Source organism: Rhizomicrobium palustre, assembly GCF_011761565.1.
Lineage (GTDB): Bacteria > Pseudomonadota > Alphaproteobacteria > Micropepsales > Micropepsaceae > Rhizomicrobium > Rhizomicrobium palustre.
Window position 1 is genome coordinate 2751458 of sequence record NZ_JAASRM010000001.1, and the last position, 18656, is coordinate 2770113.

An 18656-nucleotide genomic window follows, 5' to 3' on the forward strand; every position below is an offset into this window, starting at 1 on the left:
GGCGTCCCGTCGCGCCCCGGCCTTGAGAAGCCGAGGCGCGTTCTGGGATTTGCTTATTGCACCGTCACTTTGACGACGTTGTCGTCGGCATTGCGGTCGATATAGTCTTTATAGGGCGCCACGCCAGCGAAGGCCGGAAGCTTTGCCACCACGAGGTGCAGGCTCTGCTTTCCGCTTTTCACGGGCAGGCGGGTGAAGGAGATGATCTTCGATTTGTCGAAGTCCTTCTTGCCGGGCTCAGCCAGGAAGGCGCCAACGGGGACCTCTTCCTGCATCTGTGCTTCGGTCTCCTTGCCCTTGCCGTTGGCGTAGAACTTATGCGCCTCGACCTCCAGCGTCAGGTCATACTTGCCGTCGGCGCGTTTCTTCGCCGAGGCCTCGGTCGCCTTCAGATCATAGACGGTGATTTTCTCGAACAGATCAGTGATCAGAGCATTGTATTTCGGCCCGGCTTCCTGACGCAGAATGGCGAGGAAATCACTCGTCTTTGGATAGGGCGCTGGCTTGAAGGCGTAGGCCGCCAGAAGCTTGCGCAGCGAGCGGTTGACCACGTCTTCGCCGACCGTCTCCTTCAGGCGGTACATCACCACAGCGCCCTTGCCGTAATGAATATAGGCCTGGTTTTCCGCGCGATAGAGCGGCAGTTCCTCCACTTCCTCGCCGCCGCGCGCCCGAAGATAACGATCGAGCCAGAACTTCAGGAAGGTGCGCATTTTTTCCGGCCCATACATCTTTTCCATGACTAGCATGGCCGAGTATTGCGCGAAGGTTTCCGACAGCATGGTCATGCCTTGCATGTCGGCGCCGATTACCTGATGCGCCCACCACTGATGCCCAAGCTCATGCGCGGTGACAAAGGTCACCATGTCGAACTTATCCGGGTTGTCCTTGATCGCATCGTAGTTCTGGATGAAGCCCAGGTTTTCCGAATAGGGAATGGTGTTCGCGAAAGACTGCGCAAAGCTTTCGTATTTCGGGAACTCGATGATCCGCGCCTGATGGAACTGATAAGGCGAGAAGTCGGTCGAGAACTCGGCGAGTGAGGCCTTCATCGCCCGCAGCATGCGGTCGATATTGAAGGGGTGCTGCTTGTCGTAATAGACCGCGAGGTCCACGTTCTTCCACTTCTCGTGCCGCACGGCATAGTCGGCCGATTGGATGGAGAAGAAGTTCGCAATCGGGGAGTCCGAGACGAAGTGCACAGTCTTGCGGCCATCCTTCACCGTCTCGGAAGTCTTGTAGCCCGGCGCGATGGGAGTCTGATCCGCCACGGTCGATACCGTGATGTCGGACGTCACCCAGTCGGAATCGTGGCGCAGGTAGTTGTTCGCGCGTGCACGATCGTCTTCGAGCTTCGCCGGACGCAGTTGCGAGGGCAAATGATAGCGCCGCCGCTTCACGGGGTCTGTGAGAAGTCCGCCGCTGCGATCCATGCCGATGCTGGGGGTGATCTCCATATTATTCACGAAAGTCCCGTTATCGACCACACGGCTCATATTGCCGTTGTTCTTGAAGCCTTTCTGTTCCAGCACCGTCGTGAAGTGCACTTTGCGCACTTCGTTTGGCTGCATGGGCGTCGTGAATTTCCATATCTGATAAGAGAACTTCGCGAAATTCTCGCTGAGCTTGGCGCCCTCCACCGTGAGCGACTTCATCTTGAGGGCGTCGTTCCAGCGGATATGCATCGCGCCGAGCGGCTTACCGGTGCGGTTTTGGATGGTGTAAATGCCGGTGGTTTCCACTTTCGGATCGTGTGGATAGACGCCAACCTTCAGCGACACTGAGGTGATGCGTGGCTGCGGCACATGCTCGTATTTGAGCAGGGCTTTCTCGTACTCCGCCGAGAACTTCTCGTTATCGATGGAGGTTTTGTAGTCGTTGAGGATATGGGTATTGTAGAAGATGTATCCACCCATTCCCGCCGAAGCGATCACGGCAACGGCCGCGATACCACCAGCGACACCGCGCAAGCGGTAGGGCAGGCGGGCGAGGCGCGGCATCAGCCGTGTTTCGGCGCCCCGGCGCCACAATGCGAAGCTGAGGACAGCCAACAGAAGCGCGACAGCTCCCCAATAGGAGAGGAACCACCACGCCCCGATCCAGAACTTACCCTGGCCGTTCATGTCCGAGAGCGGCACGTTGGAGGTGGAGGCATAGATATAGAGGTTATCCTCCAAGCCCATGGTGGCAAAGGTAATGGTTGCCACGAGGTAGAGGCCCATCACCGCCCAGCCGATATATTTGTGCGGCGACAAGGTTTGCACAAAAATCGCCAGCGCCGCGTATTCGATGGCTACCATTCCGTCTGGGAGCAGATACCAGGCGATATACTGGTTCAGGTGATAGTCGGTGTAGCCCTTGAAGGTCTGAATGGCGATCGCGGCGATAATGGAGATCGCGTAGGTCGAAAACAGCACCAGGGAAATGGCTGCGATTTTCGGCAGCACAAAGGTCCAGTCTGAAACCGGGCAGGCGCCGAAGATTTCATGCGTACGGCGTTCGCGTTCCCGCCATACCAGCTCACCGGCATAATAAATCGCGATGATCAGCGGGATAATCGTGAAGGCGCCTCGCAAGGCTTCGATCATCGTGATGGTAACGGGGAAGATGGTATAGCCGTTGTTCTCGTCGGCGAAGATCATAGCGCCGCCGCCATTGAACAGGCCCAAAAGGACCAGCACGAAGAAGGCCGGGCTTTTGAACACCTGCGCCATTTCAAAGCGCGTCCATTTGCGGAACTGGGCGAATGCCGTTTTTCCATCGAAACGCGGCTGAGGCTGCACGGTAGGCGCGGGTGCCGCGGCTTCGGCCTTGGCTTTCTTGGCTTTCCCTCCGCGTGTGGCTTTGGTTTCGACGTGGAACACGCCATAGGCCAAAGCTAGAACCGCAAGAGATATGGTGGCCCAGATCAAGCGATTGTAAAGAACCAAGCCGATAATGGGCGGCAACGTGCTGTTACGGTCGTTGACCGTCCAATACTTCGTTACTTCGCCAATTGCGCCGATCCCGAAGGGTTCCCACAAGGCAACGATATGGTCGAACTCCGGTTTGCGGAACAGCGACAGGAACGTGACGTAAAGAATGAGAAACGCGACTACGCCAAGGTAGCTTGCCAGCATCGAGCGTGTTGCGGTCGCCACGGCGAAAAAGGTCACCGAGGTGATCAACACACTAGGTAATGCGATCAAGAAATACGCGTAGAGATAGTGGTTCAGCACAAAGGGGCCGACCTTCATCGGGTCGAGCCACGGCATCAGGCTGCCGAACATAATGGCAAGAGGCACGCTTGCCATTGCAACCATCCCGGCCAGGAACGCGCCGGTGAAACGCCCAATGAGGTAATCGAATTTGGTGACGCGTGTCGTCCGCACAATGGGGCCGAAGCCGGTCTCGTCATCGCGGACCACGACATTGGCAACGAAGGCCGTAACAATGAACATCGCGAAGATGCTCATGATGGCCGTCTTTTGAATGATGGCGAAAGGCGAGTTGACGAAAACAGCGCCGGAAGAGCCAATCTGAATATTGGGAACGACAGTGGAGCCGTAAGTCAGAAGAAAGAAGATTGCGAAGGCCACCCAGAATACGGGTGATGTGAGCTGATAGCGCAGCTCGAACCCGACTATCTTGCGAAACATATCAGCCCCCGTGCTTGAGGGAGGTGAAATAGACTTCGTCGAGGCCGGGTTCGACCGCGACAAAGCCGTTGCCGGGATCGGAGTCCGCAAGGATGTGGATTACGGTCTCACCGCCGACCAGACGGGACAGGATGACGGTATAATCCTTGCGATATGCATCAACCTCGCTTTTGGCGACAGTCTTGCGCCAAACGCGTCCCTTGAGTTCTGCGATCAGCTCGGTGGGCACTCCGGTGGAAACGATGGAGCCGCGGGCAATGATCGCCATGCGCGGGCAAAGATCAGCAACATCTTCCACGATGTGGGTGGAAAGGATCACCACCACATGCTCACCGATTTCCGAGAGAAGGTTGAGGAAACGGTTGCGCTCTTCGGGGTCAAGGCCAGCGGTGGGTTCGTCCACGATCAGAAGCTCAGGCTTCCCGAGCAGTGCTTGGGCGACACCGAAACGCTGGCGCATGCCACCAGAGAACCCGGCCAGGGCCTTGTGGCGAACGTTCCAAAGATTGGTCTGGTTCAAAAGGCTTTCCACTGCGCCGCGGCGTTCCGAAGAATCCGAAATGCCCTTCAAGACCGCCATATGGTCCAGCATCTTGTAGGCGGAGATGCGCGGATAGACGCCAAAATCCTGGGGCAGATAGCCCAATATCCGACGGATCTTTTCAGGCTCCTTCACCACATCGATGCCGTTAAAGCGAATGGAGCCGCTGGTCGGGGTTTGCAGGGTGGCGATGGTCCGCATCAGGGTGGATTTACCCGCCCCATTCGGGCCCAGAAGGCCGAACATTCCTCGTGGAATCTCAAGGCTTAAGCCGTTTAAGGCACGCACGTCGCCCTTATAGACGTGAGTGAGATTCTCAATTTGAAGCATAACCCCTCCACAACCTGTAAACCTGAAAAAGATGGGCGCTGCAGATGTGAACTACAAGGGGACCCATCCCAACCTATTGGAAAAACTTGACCTGCCGTCCCGTTTCGCATGGAGACGTGACCACTTTCACTATTGAATAATCCTACTAGGCACGGGACCGTGATCGCGGGCCTCATTGCGGGCCAGGGGGGCATGGGCTAGGTCTCGCGAAAGAAAAATGACGGGGAGTGGCTATGAAGAGCGTGTTTCACGGGCTGTATCTGGGGGCTGTGGGGCTGGGATGTGTGGTCTTCAGCACGGGCGCAGCGCTGGCTCAGAGCGATGCTCCGGCCACCTTCCATAATCCGATCCTTTGGGAAGATTTGGCAGATGTCGATATCATTCGGGTCGGCGACACATACTATTACTCCGCCTCCAACATGCACTACTCCCCGGGTGCCCCGCTGCTCCGATCGAAGGACCTAGTGAATTGGGAGTATATCGGCCACTCTGTTCCCAGCCTCGATTTTGGGCCGCAATATAATATGGAAGGCGGCACGGCTTATGTCGGGGGGACCTGGGCCTCCTTCCTAGGCTATCGCCAGAGCAACAAGACTTTCTATTGGGGCGGCTGCGTAAATTTCAAGCACACCTACATTTACACCGCGCAAGTGGCGGAAGGGCCGTGGAAGAAGAGCGGCGAGATCGACAACTGCTATTACGATGCCGGGCTGCTCATTGATGACGATGACACGATGTACGTCGCCTATGGCAACACCACGCTGAAGGTAGCCCAGCTTTCGCCGGACGGCACGAAAGAGGTGCGTTCGGAGACTGTTTTCCAAACACCCAAGGATATCCGGGTGCTGGAAGGTTCGCGCTTCTATAAGGTCAATGGCAACTACTACATCTTCCCCACGCGTCCGGCGAATGGTCAGTATGTCTTACGGTCGACCAAAGGCCCGTTCGGGCCTTATGAAATTCGCAATGTGGTGCTGGACGAAAAAAGCCCGGTGGCAGGCGCGGGAGCCCCACATCAAGGCGGCATGGTGCAGACACCGGAAGGCAAGTGGTACTACATGGCTTTCACCGATGCCTATCCGGGCGGGCGCATTCCCGTCCTCGCACCGGTGACCTGGAAAGACGGTTGGCCGGAGGTGGATCTCAAGGCCGATAACCAATGGGGTGAAAGCTATCCCATGCCTTTCCCCGGCACCGTGCAGCGTGATCGCGGCGGATTTTCGGATCGCTTTGCCGCTAAGGAACTTGGGCCGGAATGGGAATGGAACCACAATCCCGACAACACGAAATGGTCCGCGGGTGACGGTTTGGTGCTGAAAACCGCCACCGTGACCGATGACATTTATCTGGCGCGCAACACGCTTACCCACCGCACGATTGGGCCGCACTCCACCGCTACGGTGCTGCTCGATTACAGCAAGATGAAAGACGGTGATCTTGCGGGTTTGGCCTTCTTCCGCAATTGGACGGGGCTGATCGGCGTCAGCAAAGAGGCGGGCGGATTCAAACTTGTGATGAAGAACGGCATGGCGCTGGATCAGCACAAGCAGTGGACCACCGCGAGCAAGGGGGAGGTGAAGCAAAGCACCACGCTTAAAGGCGGTAAGGTTTGGCTGCGCGCCGCCGCCGATGTACGCCCTGGGGCCGGCCGCAAAGTCCTGTTCTCCTACAGCACCGACGGCAAGAGCTTTAAAAGCTTTGGGGACCCCTTCGATCTGAGCGCGGATTGGCCTTTCTTCATGGCCTATCGCTTTTCCATCTTTAATTACGCAACCAAATCCTTAGGGGGCGAGGTGAAGGTGACCTCTTTCGAGATCACCAAACCTTAAGGGGCTGCTAGAACGACATTCCAATTCCAACGAGATTGGCCGCGAGAATGATCACGGCCATACCCGCGCAAAGAATGGCAATGGGGCGGCGGCCAACGCCTTGCCATTCTTTGAGCGCCAGCCCGACCAAGCCACCGAACAGGACATAGCCGCTCATATGCAGCATCCAGTTCACGAAGCCGAGGTGTTGGGGAATGCTGGCGGCGCCCCAGGCATAGAAGAAGAATTGGAAATACCACATGATGCCGCCCGTCGCGGCCATCGCGCCATTGGTGAGCAGTGACGAGGCGGGCAAGGACAGATCTGCACGCAGTGATAGCTCTTTCTTGAAGGCCAGGCGCAGGAAGCAATAGGCGAAATTCACCAAAGCCCCGCCGCCCATGATCAGCACATAGCTCGGCAAGGCGGCGTACAGCGGATTAATACCTTGCGCCTCAGCAAGCGCTTGGATGGGCTTGGACGCATCGATGGCGAAAGACATACCCGATGAAAACACGCCGCATAGCACGGCCAAGACCAGGCCTTTGGTGAGGTCGAACTCTGCAGCAGACCGGCCCAGCCGCTCTTCCTTCTGATGACCGGCGAGGGTGACGATGCCAATGCCAATCAAGGCGATGACCACACCGGAGAGGCTTAATTCGCCGCCCGTGGTACGCACCATGCCTGCGAGATCGCCATGCAGGGCCGGAGGAATAAGCGTTCCAATGATCAGGGTTACGCCAATCGCTACGCCGATGCCAAGCGACATGCCCATATAGCGCATCGTCAGCCCGTAGCTGATATTGCCGATGCCCCACATGGCCCCGAACAATACTGCTTGTAGGACTACCGATCGATCCAGGCTATGGTAGAAGCCCCGGAAATCCGGCAGCAGCAATAAGCTCACACCAATCGGGAACAACACCCAGGAGAAAAAGCCCGCGACGGCCCAGGTGGTTTCCCAGCTCCAGCGCTTTACTTTGCTGATGGGTGCATAAAACGCGGCGGCTGAGGCGGCGCCAACCATGTGCCAGCCAATTCCGGATGCGATGGACATGTGAGATAGTCCTTAAACTGAACCCGTTACGGCTGGATGAGGGCGTCGGGTGTGGCGGGATCGAATGCGGCGAGACCGGGTTTGAGATGCTCGGTAATCGGAAGCTTCTGCCGACGCATGCTCTCAACAACTGCGCGCGCCAGTTCATAAGCTCCATAGGCGCTTTGATGTGTGGCATCCGCGCCATTCCCCGCGAAGGCGGCCCGCGCTTTTTCCGGCCCGAGCGCTTCAAAAAGCGTACGGGACATCGCGGTGAGGTCGATCAGAGGCACATTCTCTGAGGCCGCGACGGCACGGATGGCATCCGGATAAGCGCCATGGGTCTCGATGATCTTGCCAGCCGTATCGAAACGCAGCCGCTGCATCGGTGTGACCAGCACAGGGTTCACGCCATGGCGTCTCAGCTCGGCAATATAGACCTTTAAATAAAGCGGGAAGGTCGTTCCCGCGGGCTCGTGCGTCTGCGGCCATTGGGATTTTTCGTCATTATGCGAGAATTGCAACAGCGCCCAATCGCCTGTCTTGGCTTGGCTCAATACCTTGTCGAGGCGCAGTTCCGACAGGAAGGATTTCAGCGTTTCGCCGCTTTCGGCGTGATTGGCGATGGCGATGCCATTGCCGAAAAAGAGCGGCAGCATCTGCCCCCAGCCTGCGTAAGGGGGCTGCGGCTGATCCGTGACGGTGGAATCGCCCATTAAGAAAAGCCGTGGCACCTCCACCGGTACAATATCGAGCGTCTTTATATTGGCGGCGTCGCTGGCGAAGCCGAGCGTCAGCTTTCCATCCCAGCTATAGGAGCCGCATTCACGAGGATTGAGCCGAACCGCTATTCCGCCCGGCGCATTTAGTGGCAAGGTGGGGAGGGCCGCATGCCGCACATCTATGATGAAACTCTGGGTCTTGGTCAGTTTTTGTTTGCTGGCCGAGGGAAGCAGAATGAAGCGCCCTGCCTCGGCGGTGATGGCACCTTTGGGGGCTTTCGCAAAGGTGAGCGTCACGCGGTAGCTGCCTTCAGGCAGAGCGACGGAAAATCGCGCGCTGTGATCGGGAACAATAATCGGGTCCGCTGTGGGGCTTGCGGGCCGGGCACAATGCGCGGCGCTATCAACCACCGCGCCTGCGGGCTCAAATCCATAACCTTTGTCCGGAGCATAGGCAAAATCATCGCCAACCCGGATTGCGCCCGGCGTCGTCGAACCGCTGTGAAAGATGAAATGCGCTTCCTCCGCCCATGCCGCTGGAAGAGCAAAACATGCCGCGCAAAGCACGACCGCCACTTTTGTCATTTCACTTCCCTCAACGCGGATATTTTTCCGGCTTTTATTGGCGCAACGAGCTGATTTCGAGGCGTGCTCTAGGGCGCTTATTTGGATACCAAAAAGCGCTTCGGCACGGGCAGGGTAACGAGGTCCAGTCTTTTACCGCCGCTCTCTCGCCCACTTTGGATCAAGATGCGCGTGCCATCCGGGCTGAAATTAGGATGGGTATGATCGGGCTTCATCATATGGCCGGTGGAGAGAAGTATGCGCTCGCCGGTTTTGCGGTCCATAAGATAGACTTCGCCATCGAAATCGTCGGCCACGGCCAAATGGCCATCAGTGGTGCCATTGCTGTGCCAAAAGCCCCGGCCAGTGGGAAGCTGGCCCACCATCTCGACAACATCCGTGCGCAGATCGATCACCGCGACGCCGGTGGGACGCTTACGCAATTCCGGCGTGTGGCCCATGATGTTGAACATCACATGATCGCGATCGACGAAGGTCTCATGCGTGACCCAGTCGGTGGGGCCTTCGACAAAGAGCGGTCGGCTGCCGGTCCCGTCAGCCTTTACGATCCACATGCGCTGCGGAGCGTCGCCGCCGGTCTCGTTGCAATACATCAGCTCGCCCGCGAGCCAGGGATTGGCTTCCACATGCCCGACGCGGAACGGTGTTTTCACCACGGTGCGAATGGCGCCGGTCTTGAGATCGATGGCCCAGATTTCGCCTTCCACGTGGCGTTTAGCGGCTTCTTGCGGTGATGGCGCGTCGTCCAAAAGAACGCCCGTATAGGCCGCGCTTTCATCCATATCGATGGCAAAGCCGCCTGCGTCCCGGAAACCTTCCGGGAAAGTGGTGATGGTCGTTTCTTTTGGGGCTGCGCCTGCTTCCGGGGAAGCGGGGAAATCAAGGCGGATCAGGCGTAGGCGCTTGTCCCCGCCTTCGCGAAAATAAAAGAGATGGTTTGCCAGCCGTGAGACATTGATGGAACTGAGCTTTACGCCCTTGCCATGGGTGAGTTGGGTGATGGCACCATCGCTCTCGCGCAAAGCGAAAATTGCGGGGCCTTCCGATGAACGGTTGGAGGAGCGGAAGATGATGTGGCTCCCGTCGGCGGTCCATTGCGGATGTGTCTGATAGATTTTGGCGTTGCCGGCCGGGCCAGTGGTCAAGAAGCGCATGGGTACATGTGTGACCTCGTCCATCACCACATGTACTTCCGAGCGTGGTGCCGCGCTTTGGCCTGCCAAAGCGACCGCGAGCGGAATAACCGTCGCCACGAGCACAGCGGCAATCTGTTTGGCGGACATGGCGTCTTCCCCGGTTATTTTTTGATCTTGTGAGTACAATGATTGCATATTTATCAATATTCAATCATGATGCGTCAAAAATAGTCATCACGCCTGAAGGTCGAGGTCAAGCGCTGCTACCGGTGGCAATCTTTTCGAGATTGCGTCATATGCGCCTGTCGATCCGGCCCATAACAGTGAGTGCCTTCGCATGAGACTTCTGCGCTACGGTCCCAAAGGATCCGAAAAACCCGGCCTGCTCGATAGCGAGGGCAAGCTGCGCGATCTGTCGTCGATCATCTGTGACATCACGCCTGAGATTTTGGGGGCCAGCCATCTCGCCGAGTTGGCGCTCGTTGTCGAAGACCGGCTAGAGACATTGCCCGTGGTGTCTGGCAATCCGCGCCTCGGTGTTCCGGTCAAGGGCATTGGCAAATATCTCGGCGTGGGCCTTAACTATCACGATCACTCGCGCGCCCATGACGGCAATCTGCCGCCCGAGCCGATCATCTTTTCTAAGGCGATCAGTTGCCTGAACGGTCCCAATGACGACGTCATGCTGCCGCGAGATACCCAGAAACCCGATTGGGAAGCCGAGATGGGTGTCTTCATCGGCAAGACTGCGCGCTATGTGCCCGTCGGAGAGGCGCTGGATTATGTCGCCGGATATACCGTGGTGAATGACATTTCTGATCGTGGTTTTCAGAACATCTCGACTCAATGGGATAAGGGCAAGGGCTGCGACACCTTCGGGCCGGTAGGACCTTGGCTGGTGACGCCAGATGAAATTCCTGATCCGCACAATCTCGATCTCTGGCTCGAGCTGAACGGGAAGGTTATGCAGAAGAGCAACACGCGGCACATGATCTTCAGCATCGCTGAGCTGATTTCCAATATCAGCAGCTACATGACGCTCGAGCCCGGCGATCTCATCGCCACGGGTACGCCGCTTGGCGTCGGTAACAGCTTCACGCCGCCGGTGTATTTGAAACCCGGCGACGTTCTGCGATTGGGAGTCGAAAAACTTGGCGAGCAGGAACAGCATGTGGTGCCGTTCCGCTGAAATGAAAAAGGAGGGGAAATTCCCCTCCTTTTTTTATGCGGTTTTGACGATGCCGCGCGAAAGCCAACGCAGCATGGCTTCGGGCCAATGCGAGGCGGGGAGGGCGGGATTAAGCCCTGTTCCCATGCCGTGGCCACCCTCGCGATAAAGATGCAGCTCGGCGGGCACGCCAGCTCTGCGCAAAGCCATCGCCATCAGGAGCGAATTATCCGCGGGAACGGTTTTGTCGTCATCGGCGTGCACCAGGAAGCACGGTGGCGTCTCTGAGGTGACCAGCTTTTCGCAGGAATAGGCATCGGCCTTGTCGAGCGCATCGCCGAGCAGCTGTTTGCGCGACGCCTTATGGACGAAAGGTTCGGTCATGGTGATGACGGGGCAGGAGAGCACCGCAAAATCGGGGCGGGACGAAAGCGCATCCGCATCATCAACTGCCGTATAGCTTTGCTGCTTGAAGGCGGTCGCTGCGGTGGCGGCCACATGGCCGCCCGCGGAAAAACCGATCACGCCAATGCGATTGGTATCGACGCCTAGCCGCGCTGCGTGTTTGCGGGCGAGGCGGATGGCGCGTTGACCGTCTTGTTTCGGTGCTTCCGGGCCCACTTTCCAGCCTTCACCGGGAAGGCGGTAGATCAGATCGAACACCGTGATGCCTTGAGCGGTGAAGTAGCCGGGCACTTTCGAACTGTTGGCGATATGGACGTAGCCGCCGCCTTGGCACATCACCAGCGCGGTGCCATTGGGCTGCGCGGGGCGATAGACATAAAGACAAGGCGCGGCGATCTTCGAATACACATTGGTATCGGCGGAGCGCTTTTCGATGAAGGTGGTGAGCGGTGCGGAAAGCCCGCCCGGCGGATTGCCCGGCCAGAGCGGGATGACATCGGGTTCACCGGCGGCTTGCGCAGGGCTGGCCAGGGCCGCCAGAGTCAAAGCTCCGCCATGCAGCAATGTGCGGCGGCTTAACGCAGCTTCGTGGGTACTCACGGTATCCTCCCGAGGCCGGTCACAGAGCTGTGTTGCCTCATTATGAGTTATTATGATGGAATATGCGCGAAGTTGTGATAATCGGCCCGAGGTAATCACGCTGCGCCCGTTGGAGCAAGGCGACAAAAAGGGGAACACCCATGAAATGGATTTTGGGGGCGGCCGCCATCGGCTGCCTTGCGGTTTGGAGCGCCGCGCTCGCGGAAGACCTGCCGAAAGAATGGATTGACCCCGACACCCACCACCGGGTGGTTCGCATTTCTGAGGAGCCGGGCAGCCAGAGCCTCTACTTCAATTTCAATGCCTACACGCCCCAGAACGACAAGATGGTGATCTCCACCCCGAAGGGGATCGCGTCGTTCGATTTCAAGACCCGCGCGCTGAAGCTGATCGTGCCGGGCAAGGTGCATCTGCTCTTCACCGGCCACAAGACCCGCCAAGTCTATTACGAAATCGGTGACCTTGAATCCGGCGCGAGCAAGACCATCTACGCCGCCGATATCGATACCGGCAAAAGCCATCAGGTCGCCAAGATCGAGAGCGGCAATATCCAAAGCATCAATGCCGACGAGACGTTGCTCGGCGGTGTGGTGGAACACAGCAGCGGTCAGGTGATCGGTCATGACGGCATGATCGTGCCCAAGGACGTCACCAAGGGACCGGCGCCGAATGGGCCGGACGGCAAGCCGCTCGCCTATGCGGATGCCAAAGAATCCCGCATGGATCAGCGCCTTGAAGCCAAGATCCCGATGGAAATTTTCACCATCAATATCAAGACGGGTGAGCGCAAGATCGTCACCGCCTCGACCGATTGGCTGAACCATTTGCAGTTCTCGCCGACCGATCCGGGGCTCTTGATGTATTGCCATGAAGGCCCCTGGCATAAGGTGGACCGTCTCTGGCTCATCCGCGTGGATCAGGCCGATGCTAAGCCGCTGAAGCTGCACACCCGCACCATGAATATGGAAATCGCCGGTCACGAATGGTTCAGCCATGACGGCAAGACCATTTGGTATGATCTGCAGACCCCACGCGGTGAGGATTTCTGGGTTGCCGGCTATCGCATCGCTGATGGCAGCCGCACCTGGTACCACCACCAGCGCAATGAATGGTCGGTGCATTATAACCAGTCGGACGACGGCACGCTTTTCTCCGGCGACGGCGGCGATCCCGAGATGGTGGCGCATGCCCCCGATGGCAAGTGGATGTACCTCTTCCGTCCGCACATCATCGCGGATGGCCTCGCGGGCGTGAAAGCCCCGAACTCAGAATCGCTGGTGCATCCGGGCTATTTCGAAGCCGAAAAACTCGTGAACCTGAAGGATCACAAGTACAAGCTGGAACCGAACGGCCGCTTCTCGCCGGATGGAAAATGGCTGATCTTCCGCTCCAACATGTTGGGCGGTGCCTCGCAGGTTTATGCGGTGGAAATCGCGAAGGCGAAATAAAGCTCGCCTTGCTCTAGCTAGTGATCGGCCGCGGTGCTTTCTGGTGCCGCGGCCGTTTTGTATCTGACGCCGACTGCCGCGACGTTTCCCGCATCGTCATAGAGAACAGGCGGGCGGCTTTCGCTCCGCGCGGTGGAAAGTTCGATCGTGTTCAGCGACACGCCACGGGCATGGCGCACGAAAAGGCCCCAAGATGGCGTCGGGCCGAACATGCTCGGCTCGGGATAGGATTCTGCGGCTTCCGGCAAAGGTGAAGCGGTGGCTGCGACTGGCGCATCGCGGAAGTGAAGGCTGATATTGCTGAGGGTAATGTCCGTCACCGGGCTTTCAGAAAGCCCAGCGATGATCGCCGCAAAGCGCGGATCGACATTGCTCGCATGGATATTGGCGATACTTATGCCGCGCGCGGTGGCCATTTTTGCGCCCGTTGGGGCTCGGCGGCGATCGCCAATACGCACGAACAGTGGCGCGGTGGTGATCTCGCGCATGGTGATATTATTCACCACGATATCTTCCATCTTGCCGCCGTCGACGATCTCCAGCGCCAGCCCGCGGCAGCGTTCGAAAACACAGTTGCTGATGGCGATATTTTCAAATCCGCCCGCGCTTTCCGTACCGAGTTTGATGCGGCCGGTGACGCCGTCCTTATCGGGCGCGATGTACTGAGTGCTGCGATAGCTGCCATCCAGCATGCTGCCGATGTCATAGCCGCTAACGAAGCAATTAGTGATGGTCACGTTGCGGGTGGGGCGGAACGCACCGAGCGCATAACTGCTCTTCAGCACAATGGCGTCATCGCTGGGCGTGTTCACAGTCAGATTCGAAAGGTGAACGTTGCTGACGCAATCAAGGTCGATGCCGTCACGGTTGGAGTCGATTTTGAGATTGTCGAGCGTGTGGCCGTCACCGCCGGTGATCAGAATGGCGATGTGCCCGCCACGATAGAGTGAGAAATCGCGCAAGGTCGCGCGGCGCACATTCTTGAACGCAATCGCTTTGTTGCCTTGGCCATTCATCGCCGCAAGCTGGGCTTCATAGCCTGCCACCAGTTCTTTCGGTGCAGGCCCCATACTTAATGGGCGGTCGCCAGCCGCGCCTTTCGACCAGGGGGCGCCGGGGCCTTCGCGTGTCAGCCCCTCGCCATCGATCAGGCCGGGACCAAGGATTGCGATGTCCTCGGCGCCGTCAGCCCAGATCAAGCTGTTATGCCAATGGTTATGGCCGAAATCCTGATAGCGGTCAGTCGGGTTGGGTTCGGGCAGATCGTAATGGCCCATATCCCCCGGTCGCCCTGCGATTATTGTCGCTCCCGCGCCCAGCATCAGCACCACGCGGCTCTTAAGCTCAATGGAATAGCTGAGATAGCGACCTGCCGGCAGCAGGACGGTACCGCCCCCCTGTTTCGCAGCCGCGTTGATTGCCTCTTGGATTGCGCGTGTGTCTGGACGTTTCCCATCACCCTTAGCGCCAAAGCTGCGGATATCGAAAACCGCGCCTGCTTGGGCGAAAGCGGGAAGAAGGGGGAGGTACGCTCCCATGGCGATCACACTGCGGCGGCTTGGCATGGTGATCTTGCCTTTCTCGATGGGAAATTTGAGGTTAGGGTGATCATATATAATCAAAAATAACCACCAACTGTCACTATCCGGCAGTTGTATGTAGGGGCAGAGATGAAAAAGGACCTTACCACAGTGTCGCGTCGTGCCGCTCTGCAGATCGGAGCGGGTCTAGCGATGGCAGCCCAAGCTTCTGGTCCGGCATCGGCACGTCCGCATAAGGCCGTCTCTCCTGTTTCTGTCAGCTGGTTGGATGGGGCGCCTAACGCTGATGCGGCTGCTGTTTGGGGCTGTCCTTGGCCACAAGGGGCCTTACCGAAATCGACCCGCTTCCATCTTTCGGGAGAGAAAGCTGGCGGTGTTCCATTGCAAAGCTGGCCCTTAGCCTATTGGCCCGATGGCTCCCTGAAATGGACCGGCCATGCCGCTTGCGTGCCCAAAGGCGCGGGCAAATTGGCTGTCGCGCCGGGGACACCGTTACGTCCTGATGATGCTTTGGTGGTTGATAAGGCGGATGGCAAAATACGCATTCGCTCGGGCAGTCTGCTGCTGGTGCTGCCAATGAAAGGGCCAGTGCTGATTGAAACGGTGGCGCTAGACGGCAAAGTTCTCGCGCGCCAGGGCCGCCTCAACGTGCTCCGCCGTGATCGGGCGGAAACCGGCGAAGGGGCTACACAAACTGACGGCTTCTCCGGTGAAATCGAGGCGGCGGTGATCGAGCAATCCGGTCCTGTTCGCGCTGTGGTACGTTTTGATGGGCATTACAGCAATGGCGCACGTCGCTGGCTGCCGTTCTCGGTGCGCCTCTCGCTCATTGCGGGCTCGAACAGTCTGAAGCTGGCGCACAGCTTCGTCTTTGATAGCGACGGCCAGAAGGATTTCATCTCCGGTATGGGTCTCAAATTCGATGTTCCCCTGGCGGATGAATTGCATAACCGCCATATCCGATTTGGCGGCGACAAGGGTGGCGTCTGGGCTGAAGCGGTGCGCAATTTACCCGGATGGGCCGAGAAGAAATTCGCTTACGCTGCGCAATTCCGTACCCAGCTTGACGGTCGCAAAGTGCCTGCGCTCGCTGAAATGGATGAGAAATCCCGAGGCCAGTTGCAAAGCGTTGCGGCCTGGGGTGATTTTAAGCTGACGCAGCTCAGCCCCGATCATTTCGCCATTTCTAAGCGTACGACCTCTAAGGCCTGCTGGCTCTCCGCCGATCATGGCAAGCGCGCGTCAGGCCTTGCTTATATTGGCGGCGTCTCCGGTGGCGTGGTGTTCGGCCAGGAAGATTTTTGGCAGTGCCACCCTTCCGCGCTTGAAATCACGGGTGCCCGCGGCGAGGCGGCTACGGCGGCGATCTGGTTCTGGTCGTCCGATGCGCCGGCCATGGATATGCGCCATTACGATACCGAAGGCCACGGCCTCGAAATCAATTACGAGGATGTGCAGCCGGGGCATTCCACGCCATTGGGCGTCGCGCGCACCACCACCGCAGTCTTGCGCTTCGTCTCTTCTACACCCTCGCGCCGCGAATTTTCCGCAATGAGCAAAAATCACGGCAAGCCGCCAGTCCTGCTCGCGGATCGTGAAGCAATCCACGCGGCAGGCGTGTTCGGTTGCTGGTCATTGGTGGATCGCTCAACACCAGAGAAAGCCGAGGTGGAAGACAAGCTCGCGGCACTCACCAGCTTTTATGAAAAAGAAATCGACCGCCGCCAGTGGTATGGTTTCTGGAACTATGGCGATGTCTGCCACAGCTATGATTCTGATCGCCATAGCTGGCGTTATGACGTCGGCGGTTATGCCTGGGCCAACAGCGAACTCGTGCCCGATTTGTGGTTCTGGTACGCGTTCCTGCGCAGCGGTAAGCCGGAATTGTTCCGCATGGCCGAGGCGATGACGCGCCATACCAGCGAAGTCGATACCTATCACATCGGTCCCTTCGCCATGCTGGGTTCGCGTCACAACGTCGTGCATTGGGGCTGCGGCGCCAAAGAGGCGCGGATCAGTCAGGCGCTGCTGCGGCGCATGTATTACTACCTCACCGCCGACGAACGCACGGGCGATATCATGGCCGCGATGGTCGACGCCGATAGCGCGCTGGTCGCGAACGATCCCTTGCGGGAAATCCTGCCGCCTTCGGCCTATCCAACGCACGCACGCAGCGGCCCGGATTGGTTCGCCTTTGCCAGCAATTGGTTCACCGCATGGGAGCGCACCGGCGAGACGCGCTGGCGCGATAAGATCCTCACCGGGATGAAGGATCTTGCGGCTATGCCGGATGGTCTCTTCTCGGGCACGCCGTTCGGGTACGATCCCGCCACGGGCCATCTGCATGATCTCGGCCTGGCCTTCAAATACTCCTATCACCTCGCCACGATCTTCGGCGGGGCGGAGTTCATGTTCGAGCTTCTGCCGCTTTTGCCGCACAAGGAATTCGCGGAGGCGTGGCTGCGCTATTGCCAGTATTACAACGCTCCGGAAGAAGAGCGGCGCCGTGTCATAAATCCCGCCGCCACCAACAAGCATTTCGGCTATCCGGCATGGCATGCGCGGCTCACCGCCTATGCGGCCAAGATGAAAGGCGATTCTGCGCTGGCGCAGCGCGCCTGGGACGAGGTGTTTTATGGGGCCGGGCAGATGCCGTCGTCCCACAGCCCCTTGCAGATCGATAAAGTCGCGCCGCCAGAGGTTCTAGACGATCTTGAAGAGATGCCGTGGCTGGGTGGCACCAACCACGCCTCGCAATGGTCGCTGAACCTCATGGCTTTGCTGGCTTTGGTGCCTGAAGCGGCGCCAAAGGACCTGCGTGGCGTCTGGAAGCCGCAAAAGCTCTAGTTCAGGCGATAAACACGGAAATTGCGCACCCGCATATGGTTCAGCGTGGTGCGCAGGCCGAACCATCCCTCGCGATAGGGCGCGGGATCGTCGTAATGGAATAGCTTCACATCATCCCGGAAGTAGCGGATATCGCTACCATGAACGGTGATGCGAATGGTCTGCCACGCATTGGGTTGGATCATGTCCTGCGGCTGGGAGCGGTCGTTTTCCGGCAGCAGCGGGCGTTCTTGAGGATCGCCGATATAGCGGCGGAAGCGCGTGGTCGTATTCCGGTTTCCGCCTAAGCCCACGTAATACATCCGAAGGGTGTTGTAGTCTTCGAACTTGCCGCTTCGCGCAGGCGAGAAGAAATCCTTCGGGCGCAGCGGGTCGGTCGCCATAAAGAAACAATTAAGATCGCTCACCCGGTCAAAGGGGCCACCTTCTGCGACAGCCTGTACCTGATACTCGATTTCGAGCGGACCGGAGAGTTTCGGCCTGAACCACAGCGTCGCACCCTTAGGCGCGACAATATCGATCATCCCTTTCGCAAATCGAAGCTCGCCAGCCTCTTCAAACTCACCGAGCCACTGATCGCCGTTTTGAAAATCGTCTTGGAAAAGGATCGCGCTGCGGTCGGAAGATTGCAGTTTGCCAATATTTCCAGGGGTTTGCGCAAAGGTCTGTGTACCAATGAAAATAAGAAGCGCTCCAAACAATGGGCGTTTTGAAATCATGGTCTGGATACTCCCGAGTAAAGACTTCGTTTCCAAGTGACGCATAGAAGTGGTGCATAAAGAGCGATACCAGTGCAAGTTCTGAACGCCGCTGGATGATTATGATCATTTTTGATTGACAGCGGAGGATCA

Annotated in this window: 12 protein-coding genes; 4 read left to right on the forward strand and 8 right to left on the reverse strand. The window is 58.1% G+C overall.

The window, feature by feature from the left end:
- Nucleotides 1-53 precede the first annotated feature (53 nt).
- Entirely contained in the window at nt 54-3638 is a 3585-nt protein-coding gene (locus tag FHS83_RS12275) for an ABC transporter permease/M1 family aminopeptidase (RefSeq protein WP_167083244.1), read from the reverse strand.
- A 1-nt stretch (nt 3639) separates the two neighbouring features.
- Entirely contained in the window at nt 3640-4509 is an 870-nt protein-coding gene (locus FHS83_RS12280) for an ABC transporter ATP-binding protein (RefSeq protein WP_167083245.1), read from the reverse strand.
- A gap of 233 nt (nt 4510-4742) precedes the next feature.
- Here FHS83_RS12280 and FHS83_RS12285 point away from each other — a divergent pair, with 233 nt between their 5' ends.
- Nucleotides 4743-6338: a glycoside hydrolase family 43 protein gene (locus tag FHS83_RS12285; protein WP_167083246.1), complete on the forward strand. Its 1596-nt coding sequence runs from the start codon at nt 4743-4745 to the stop codon at nt 6336-6338.
- Between the two features lie 7 nt (nt 6339-6345).
- On the opposite strand, the gene rhaT is transcribed toward FHS83_RS12285, so the two are convergent.
- The 3 genes from rhaT to FHS83_RS12300 all read right to left on the reverse strand — a co-directional run bounded on the left by rhaT (nt 6346) and on the right by FHS83_RS12300 (nt 9943).
- Nucleotides 6346-7374, reverse strand: a complete 1029-nt coding sequence (gene rhaT, locus FHS83_RS12290) for an L-rhamnose/proton symporter RhaT (RefSeq protein WP_167083247.1) — start codon at nt 7372-7374, stop codon at nt 6346-6348.
- Nucleotides 7375-7400: 26 nt separating this feature from the next.
- A complete protein-coding gene (locus tag FHS83_RS12295) occupies nt 7401-8660 on the reverse strand; it encodes a rhamnogalacturonan acetylesterase (protein WP_167083248.1) in 1260 nt (419 codons plus the stop codon).
- A 77-nt stretch (nt 8661-8737) separates the two neighbouring features.
- Complete coding sequence (locus FHS83_RS12300; RefSeq protein WP_167083249.1) at nt 8738-9943, reverse strand: PD40 domain-containing protein; 1206 nt, start codon at nt 9941-9943, stop codon at nt 8738-8740.
- A 190-nt stretch (nt 9944-10133) separates the two neighbouring features.
- On the opposite strand from FHS83_RS12300, the gene FHS83_RS12305 reads away from it, so the two are divergent.
- Nucleotides 10134-10985 carry a fumarylacetoacetate hydrolase family protein gene (locus tag FHS83_RS12305; RefSeq protein ID WP_167083250.1) on the forward strand — a complete coding sequence of 284 codons (852 nt, stop codon included), beginning with the start codon at nt 10134-10136 and terminating at the stop codon, nt 10983-10985.
- Nucleotides 10986-11018: 33 nt separating this feature from the next.
- Here the strand turns inward: FHS83_RS12305 and FHS83_RS12310 are convergent, their stop codons facing one another.
- Nucleotides 11019-11969 carry a prolyl oligopeptidase family serine peptidase gene (locus FHS83_RS12310; RefSeq protein WP_167083251.1) on the reverse strand — a complete coding sequence of 317 codons (951 nt, stop codon included), beginning with the start codon at nt 11967-11969 and terminating at the stop codon, nt 11019-11021.
- Nucleotides 11970-12109: 140 nt separating this feature from the next.
- Here FHS83_RS12310 and FHS83_RS12315 point away from each other — a divergent pair, with 140 nt between their 5' ends.
- Nucleotides 12110-13417 (forward strand): oligogalacturonate lyase family protein, encoded by a 1308-nt coding sequence (locus FHS83_RS12315; RefSeq protein WP_167083252.1) that lies wholly within the window; start codon nt 12110-12112, stop codon nt 13415-13417.
- Nucleotides 13418-13434: 17 nt separating this feature from the next.
- Here FHS83_RS12315 and FHS83_RS12320 read toward each other — a convergent pair whose 3' ends face one another.
- Nucleotides 13435-14982, reverse strand: coding sequence for a rhamnogalacturonidase (locus tag FHS83_RS12320; RefSeq protein ID WP_167083253.1), 1548 nt, complete (start codon nt 14980-14982; stop codon nt 13435-13437).
- 105 nt (nt 14983-15087) lie between these two features.
- Between FHS83_RS12320 and FHS83_RS12325 the strand changes: the two genes are divergently transcribed.
- Nucleotides 15088-17805, forward strand: a complete 2718-nt coding sequence (locus tag FHS83_RS12325) for an exo-rhamnogalacturonan lyase family protein (RefSeq protein ID WP_167083254.1) — start codon at nt 15088-15090, stop codon at nt 17803-17805.
- Here FHS83_RS12325 and FHS83_RS12330 read toward each other — a convergent pair.
- Nucleotides 17802-18569 carry a DUF6250 domain-containing protein gene (locus tag FHS83_RS12330; protein ID WP_208414586.1) on the reverse strand — a complete coding sequence of 256 codons (768 nt, stop codon included), beginning with the start codon at nt 18567-18569 and terminating at the stop codon, nt 17802-17804. The genes FHS83_RS12325 and FHS83_RS12330 overlap by 4 nt on opposite strands.
- Nucleotides 18570-18656: the final 87 nt, after the last annotated feature.

Excerpts from the sequence above, each read along its gene's own strand:
- FHS83_RS12275 (WP_167083244.1), bottom strand. The coding sequence starts at position 3,638 with ATGTTTCGCAAGATAGTCGGGTTCGAGCTGCGCTATCAGCTCACATCA.
- FHS83_RS12280 (WP_167083245.1), bottom strand. The coding sequence starts at position 4,509 with ATGCTTCAAATTGAGAATCTCACTCACGTCTATAAGGGCGACGTGCGT.
- FHS83_RS12285 (WP_167083246.1), top strand. The coding sequence starts at position 4,743 with ATGAAGAGCGTGTTTCACGGGCTGTATCTGGGGGCTGTGGGGCTGGGA.
- rhaT (WP_167083247.1), bottom strand. The coding sequence starts at position 7,374 with ATGTCCATCGCATCCGGAATTGGCTGGCACATGGTTGGCGCCGCCTCA.
- FHS83_RS12295 (WP_167083248.1), bottom strand. The coding sequence starts at position 8,660 with ATGACAAAAGTGGCGGTCGTGCTTTGCGCGGCATGTTTTGCTCTTCCA.
- FHS83_RS12300 (WP_167083249.1), bottom strand. The coding sequence starts at position 9,943 with ATGTCCGCCAAACAGATTGCCGCTGTGCTCGTGGCGACGGTTATTCCG.
- FHS83_RS12305 (WP_167083250.1), top strand. The coding sequence starts at position 10,134 with ATGAGACTTCTGCGCTACGGTCCCAAAGGATCCGAAAAACCCGGCCTG.
- FHS83_RS12315 (WP_167083252.1), top strand. The coding sequence starts at position 12,110 with ATGAAATGGATTTTGGGGGCGGCCGCCATCGGCTGCCTTGCGGTTTGG.
- FHS83_RS12320 (WP_167083253.1), bottom strand. The coding sequence starts at position 14,982 with ATGCCAAGCCGCCGCAGTGTGATCGCCATGGGAGCGTACCTCCCCCTT.
- FHS83_RS12325 (WP_167083254.1), top strand. The coding sequence starts at position 15,088 with ATGAAAAAGGACCTTACCACAGTGTCGCGTCGTGCCGCTCTGCAGATC.
- FHS83_RS12330 (WP_208414586.1), bottom strand. The coding sequence starts at position 18,569 with ATGCGTCACTTGGAAACGAAGTCTTTACTCGGGAGTATCCAGACCATG.